This is a genomic window from Endozoicomonas sp. ONNA1, assembly GCF_024606325.1.
In the GTDB taxonomy this organism is placed as follows: domain Bacteria; phylum Pseudomonadota; class Gammaproteobacteria; order Pseudomonadales; family Endozoicomonadaceae; genus Endozoicomonas_A.
The window spans coordinates 1-7,156 of record NZ_JAHHPN010000699.1 but is presented as its reverse complement, the minus strand read 5'-3'; the positions used below and the strand labels follow the sequence as shown (position 1 = coordinate 7,156).

Genomic DNA, 7,156 nt, shown 5'->3' with positions numbered 1-7,156 from the left:
TATCTTTAATCCTTGCTCTCTCGAACTCAGCTACAGCCCCAAAGATTTGAAGCATCAGCTTTGACATTGAATCACTCTTGTTAGAGGAGAAGGTAAGACTCTCCTTATGGAACACTACAGTGACTCCCTTCTTATTAAACTCATTAACAAGGCTCTGTAGGTCTAATAAGTCCCTAGCCATTCTATCAATACTGTGGACATGAACTGTATCCCCTTCTCTTAGCCAAGCTCTAAGCTCATCTAAAGCTTGTCTATTGGTCGTGCTTCCACTGCACTTATCCTCAAATACTTTCATTCCATCTTTGACTATCTCGTATTGTCTCTCTGTGTTCTGGTCAGTACTTGAGACTCGTATGTATACTACTACTGAAGACATTGCTGTATGTACCTTACTAACGTGTGTTAGCTTATCTAACGTGTCATTAGGGTTTGGACTTTCAGCATTATACATGTGTCATTATCAAAAGCAACCCTATTGTCACATCTAAGTGTGTCACTGTTAGTGTGTCTCAAGGGTGTACCCTAGTGATACAGGAGTATCTAGTGATACAGGAGTATCTATTGATACGATAAGTAGGGGAGTGATATAGCGTTAACGAGCTTGAATGAATCAGGACTATTACCCTGTAACCTTCTCAGATTTCACGTAGAGTCACGCCTCAGATAGATAATATCGCTTCAGATAGATAATATCGCTTCAGATAGATAGCTACCGCTTCAGATAGATAGCTACCGCTTCAGATAGATAGCTACCGCTTCAGAGCTGTATAGTCATGGTATTAGTGGCGGTACTAATGAGTCTAGAAGATGCCCTCCCTTACTGAAAACTACAGGGGCGATAGGGAGTCATAGGGGGGAAAAGCGGTTTGAACTACGCTTTATGACCTCTCACATTTTTTTGGTATTTTATTTTGGTACTTGATGAAGCCTAAAGACAAGTTAGAGCTTCGCCTAAAGATTCCACTTGTCCAGACAGTACAAGAGCTACAGCTAGAGGATACCCTAGAGATACCCATAGAGATCCATCACCTAGCCTATCAGAAGGTACAGTCAGGAACACTCCTGTAGAGTCTATGGCGTTGTCTTCAGGTGGTTTAAACTTCCTGATTTTCCTATAGTGCCAATTGTTACGTGCCATACCTTCTAACTTCCTTTCTATACGATATAGCTCTTCTGGGTTGTCACCAGTAGCGATTAGGCTATCTATACGTTCTTGTAGCTTTCTTAAGGCTCTGTACTGGCTTAGTAGCATAGTAGTAGTATCCTGTCTCTAGCGGGGTCAAAGTAGATGCCCCCAAATCTGAGGTGATCTATTCTAACGATAAGGAGGAGTATCTAACGGGGTGATATAACAGGAGGCTCTAATATAGATACTCTGGCTTTTAATGCCTGAACATCTTCTTTAAGTCTCTGACTCTCTGCCTCTGATAAGTCCAGTCGGGTGCTCAGAGCCACTATTAGAGCCATGAGATCATCCTTGACATTTCTTACACGCATCTTTGTGTCTTCCTTAAGCACGACCTTCAGATTAGCTAAGTCATACTTATGGGAATGGCGCGCCGGTGGTTAGCTTTCCAGCTTGCTGGTGCAAGGCTAACGTGGGACGTCATAAGGATCATTAGGGTTCTCTGGAGTACCTAGAAGCCTGTTACTTTGATAGTTGTCTGCTCTATTGTTTGCCATAATAGTATCTATGTAGTAGTGCTGCTCTTCTCGTTGAACTCCCGTCATTGGCGTAAGTTGGAGATTAAACCCTTGTCCTGTAGCATGGTCTCAATATCAGCTATAACATTATCCATGACCGTTCCGTCATTGGCGTAACGCTATCAAGCCCTTGTCTGTAGCTTAGCTACTATCCATTGCAAGCGATCAAAGTAACCCCCGAACGAAAATCCGTTTCTACTATCTCAAGCTTATCTGTAGCAAACTACTGTCTAGCATGGTCTCAATATCAGCTATAACATTATCCATGAACTTCCTCAATTTGAGTAAGTTGGAGATTAACCCACTGTCTGTAGCTTAGCTACTGTCCATTGCAAGCTATCCATAGTTCTCTTAACGTTATCTGGACTGTTCCTCAATTTGAGTGAAGCTAATCAAACCTTATCGGTAAGGACTTCATCCACCAGAATATAAAAGCTCTGTTAGGCTATGCCCTTAAGAATCAAGCCTCCTTACTACAGTAGTAACCAATATATGATCCTTCTTATTTTCTATACCTAGGGGACTTCCATGTTGCAGCACCAGACACCAGACTCTATTAGAGAGTAGGTTAATGGATGTGTCTGTGTGGCTATACAAGGGGCGAGGTATCTATATATTGGTTACTAAGTCTGCTGTAGTAATTGGTGGACGGAGACTTGATTATTAAGGGCATAGGAGAGCAGAGAGAGAGAGAGGCTTTTTATTTAAATGATGTTATCAACAAGCCTAGGAAAAGACCTGTGAAAAGACCTGTGCCCAATGCTAGAAGTAACATCAGTGTTTCTATATAGACCATGTGTAGTGGTTAATACTCCTATTAAGTTTTAAAACTGACAATTGTCAGAGTTTAAAGAGTCTCATATTCAAAAGCATCGTTACCTTGTCTAAGTAACTTAGCCCTATAGAGCTGTTCGAAAGAGGGTATAGGTTCTGGATTACTCTTCTCTAGATACTTTTCTATGAAATATGAGTAGTCCATTCCTAACCTATCGGATACCTCTATCAACCTTAAGATCATCTTTTGGTCTGCCTTATAGTCTCTGGCTATTGTATCTGCTACCAGCCAAGGGGAGCCGACAGCCATCTCTGACTTTATCTGGATAGATGAAGCATTGTATTCATTAGTAGTAGTAGTTGTATTCACGGTATCTCCTTCTACTATCTCTATTAGAATTGAAGACGAGCGAAAGCATAACCGTTCCTACTAGTTTTCTTACCGAGCTTAGCTGCAATCAGTTGATAGTCGATGCTGTTGCCTTTACCGTCATTCCCTAACGCTAGCTCCTGTCCGATTCGTTCCATAGTTACCTTTAGAGCCGAGAGAGCCGATTGATTACCTTGAGATACGATATAGTCTATTGCTGATTGATAACCTGATGTTAAGGCTTTGCATCTATATCCCGTAGCTATCTCACAAGCTAAATTTAGGTAGGTAGAGACACCATTACCTCTTAACTTGATCTTGCCCTGTAACTCTAATCTTAGGATTAAAGCCTGTAGCCTTCTTTCGGTATCCTTGGTGGAATCTATGAGAGCCTGTGGAATCGCTACTGTATTGGCTATACGGCTAGCTTCTGAACTGTCACCATTAGCTGCTGACTTGAAAGCTTCAAATACTACATCATAGAATGAATCATCTATCCAAGCTGCGTACTTATAGACTGTCTTTTCGTCTGTATAGGAACCACCATATCTACCTTTTAGAGATAAAATCTTAATGCCGGATTTTCGGCTTTTAGAATATTCTGTGAAATAGTTTACACGGTGTTTATCCTTACCACCTGACGCCTTATGCAGATCATTAAGACAGTACAGGGTGGAATCTTCAGGATGTTGTTTAACTTCTATGTTCTTGTCTTTTAGTTTGATTTGAATGGTCATAGTTGTGTTCTCTTCTTGCATATTAGAAAGCCCTATCACATCCAACAAAGTCACCACCCAACAGCAGATAACCAAGATTAAGAAGAGAAACTTCTACTATTGGCAATGCTGGTGGATAGAGCTTTCTGAATAGGCTCTTGGTTTTAAAGTTAAATACCTGTGGTGTACAGGCTTTAGGTTTAGGGGGTTAGTGGGTTATATAAGCTCCTATTTTTAGGCAGCTATAAGCTCCTCTACGTGTTCTTCTAAGACATCCTGAGCTTTATCAGTGAGATGCTGTTGAGTGGTTAGGAAGATGGCATTAGCTTGTTCAGGAGTAATAGAGCCGATAGTTAGTTCATCTCTAATGACTTGAACTGCGACCTTAAGCTTGAATGTTTGGTAAGCTTGGAGAGCGTCTAGAGGGGAGTCAAAGTGGCCTAGGGACTTCGACTTGCCGTTACCGTTACTGCATACTGCTTGGTATTTCTTATTGGCTTTATGCCATGAGATCCCTTTACCTTTGCCAGAGTCGACTAATAGCTTGTTTAACCTCTGTGATACGAATAGGCATGTGTCAGGCGAGTAGAGTTTATTCCCATAACATAGGAGGTCTTTATCTAGCTGGAGATAATTATACGGCTGGTTATCATGCCACTGCTTGAACTTAGTAAAGTCTTGCCATTCCTCAGCAACTTCACAATCTTTATACGATAGGTTGCGTGCATGGAACTGTTCGCTATAGCAACGCTCTAACATATTCTGCCAAGCCATATACGCTTTGGTTATCTTTCCTGTAACAGAATCTCCAGTTTTTACCTCACCGCATCCCAAGAACCCTACGCCTTGCACTGAGGGAAACATGTAGCATTTAACTCTACCGCGTCTTAAATCACCGGCTCTAACAGACCTTTCGCTTCCATTCTCAGAAAGCACCCTTACTTCTTTTGCGTTGATGTACTCCAATACCTTCCATATTACACCCTCGTTACTCTTGAAGACATCACCCTTCTGTATAGGTTTAGTTGTTTTGTTTGTCTGTAGCTTAGCTATTGTCTGATTGTTAGTTGTATTCATCATGGTATTAGTTCTCTTCTATTCAGTAGCTCTCACTCAATAACGTTCAACACCAATCAAACAGCACCAATCAGCTTAGAGAGAACTAAACTGTCTGATTGCCGTTAAGGAGTGAAAGCTATTGGATAGATACTGATTGATTTATATTGATTAATGTATTAAGTGAATTTGTAACCCTCTGTTGAGAAGGGTCATGTGAGTTATCGCCGATATTGCATCAGTGTTAAGCAGTGAAGGGGAAGGTTAGTTCGCTAACGGAGGAGAGGGAAAAGGAACCAAGCCTTGAGGATTGACCTTGAGATCACCTTTGGACTCTCATTCAGATTAGCCGCTGAGACTTCCATATAGCCGCTCTGAAAGGCTTTCTCTATGTAAGTGATACGAAGGTTAGGTTACTAACGAAGAGGTAGGTGTGATCTTAAGGTGGGTTAAAGAGCTTCTGAGAGGTAGCTATAGCTGGTGGCTTTAGAGGTAGCTTTAGTTACTGCTATGTACATAGGTTTGGGTAAAGGTGGTCTATAGGTTGTCTCTAGCTTTATTACCTTCCATGATTATTAATATTATAAAGCGTACGCAGTTACGATAAGAGTCCATTTGTCTGTCTTCAAGAGTAAGTTTAAGAAGTAACCAGAGCGAAGCCTATAACTTTCGTTAAACATTACTTGAACCACTGACTCTATTATTCTTTCGTGATTCGGTAATCACTCATTATTACAGACACTATTTTTAGGGCAGGGTTAGAGATTGACTATAGCTGAGTCTAACCAAGCCTAAAGTCTTCTATAGCTTGTGTGTCTGAAATTAATAATATTATCAAACCCACGTAGTTGGGATAAGAGTTCATAGCTCAAGCTTTAACTTCACTAAATGAAGCACTACAGCGAAGCCTATAACTGTCCTTTACTCATCTTAAACTCTATATCTCTATTGTTTTTATTCTTTAATAGGATAATACTGATATCAGATATCTACTAGTCAAAAGCCTAATGATTACTTCAAGCTATCTTCAAGAGTAATCTTCATGTTTTCTATCTAGTAGTTTCTATCTCTAATGGTTTATTTCTTATAAGGATAATTATGTATCAGCCAGACCAGTAGTAAAAAGCTTATTGATAACTTGTAGACAACAACAAGAGAGTCCTTATGTTTCCTATCTACTGGTTTTAATCTTATAGTTGAGTCCATAAGAGTATCTTTAAGAGTCCATAAGAGTATCTTCTCAAAAGACATAACACGATTAGTCGCCACCCAATTATAGCTTAGAGAAACAAGTCCATAGTCGCCTATAGAATTGTTTTCACTGTACACATCATTAGTATTTTTATAAGTGTATATAGCCTTATGATTATTCGGCTTACATACCGCTCCTATTTATTTAATATAGAAGCGCTATCGCTCATCAAAGTTCAGGCCACCAGCCCCGAACCAAATGATATGAATCTTTACCTTACACAACGGTACATCGGTGTAAGTGTATGTTCGTGATAGAATACTAATGATGTGTGAGAGAGAGAGCACGCAAAGTGATAAATAGAGTAGCGTTCTTTCTCTATTGTCAGGGCAACTTAATTACTAGGCCTTGGGAGACTAAGGATGCAGCCTCTAAGATTCTTTTGTAAATGCCCTTAACCAATAAAGATAGTAAAACGGTTATAGACCTAGGGAGAGTAAGGTTACAGCCATTTTAGCTATTAGTCATTGGTTATTAATTGTACAAGTTTCTTACGACAGTAGTCTTGCTACCGACAGTAGCTTGCTACAGACAGTAGGTCTTGTATCAATAGTAGGGATAAGAAAACATATGCGTTCTTTCTCTATTGTAGAGCAACTTAATTACTAGGCCTTGGGAGACTAAGGATGCAGCCTCTAAGATTTCTTTTAAATATCGCTTTAACTCTAACTGATAGTAAAAGGCTGTAGACCTAGGGACACTAAGTATACAGTCACTTTTCACTCTAATTACTGTTCATTATTTATACAATTATTATAAGACAGCAGGTAGGGTATTTATCCATATACCATATTAGTGATTATATAGTCAAGAGCTATCAACGATAGAGATAACAAAAGCTGCGACACTTTCTCTAATGTAGAGCAGGGTAATCGCTAAGCCTTGAGAGACTAAGGATGTTAAAAGTGATATTAACAAAAAGTTGCGTTACTTTCTCTATTGTCAGGGGGGGGGGTTAATTGCTAGGCCTTGGGAGACTAAGGATGCAGTCCCTAAGATTTCTTTAAATATCGCTTTAACTCTAACTGATAGTAAAAAGACTGTAGACCTAGAGACACTAAGTATACAGCCAGTTTTCACTCTTTTTACTGTTCATTATTTATACTACTATTACACGGCAGTAGGTAAGGTATTCATCCGTTAGCTAGCTAACATCCCGCATACCATATTAGAGGTTACAGAGTCAATAGCTACAGCGATTATAATAGCAATATTAACTCCGTTCATTTCCCGCTGTGTCAGGATAGATGTCGCCTCTTTTGATTCATGACTCTCAATAATTGA

5 protein-coding genes are annotated in these 7,156 nt (G+C 39.8%); all 5 read right to left on the bottom strand.

Annotated elements, in window-relative coordinates; all coding sequences use genetic code 11:
• Positions 1–376, bottom strand: a 376-nt coding sequence (locus KDK19_RS16480) for a recombinase family protein (RefSeq protein WP_257292390.1), incomplete at its 3' end; no start/stop codon positions are given.
• Between the two features lie 959 nt (positions 377–1,335).
• The gene (locus KDK19_RS16475; protein WP_257292389.1) at positions 1,336–1,497 is read right to left on the bottom strand and encodes a hypothetical protein; all 162 of its coding nucleotides are present in this window, start codon (positions 1,495–1,497) and stop codon (positions 1,336–1,338) included.
• Positions 1,498–2,551: 1,054 nt separating this feature from the next.
• Positions 2,552–2,848, bottom strand: coding sequence for a hypothetical protein (locus tag KDK19_RS16470; RefSeq protein WP_257292388.1), 297 nt, complete (start codon positions 2,846–2,848; stop codon positions 2,552–2,554).
• A gap of 23 nt (positions 2,849–2,871) precedes the next feature.
• Complete coding sequence (locus KDK19_RS16465; protein WP_257292387.1) at positions 2,872–3,606, bottom strand: KilA-N domain-containing protein; 735 nt, start codon at positions 3,604–3,606, stop codon at positions 2,872–2,874.
• A 192-nt stretch (positions 3,607–3,798) separates the two neighbouring features.
• Positions 3,799–4,644, bottom strand: coding sequence for a hypothetical protein (locus KDK19_RS16460; RefSeq protein WP_257292386.1), 846 nt, complete (start codon positions 4,642–4,644; stop codon positions 3,799–3,801).
• Between the last annotated feature and the right edge of the window lie 2,512 nt (positions 4,645–7,156).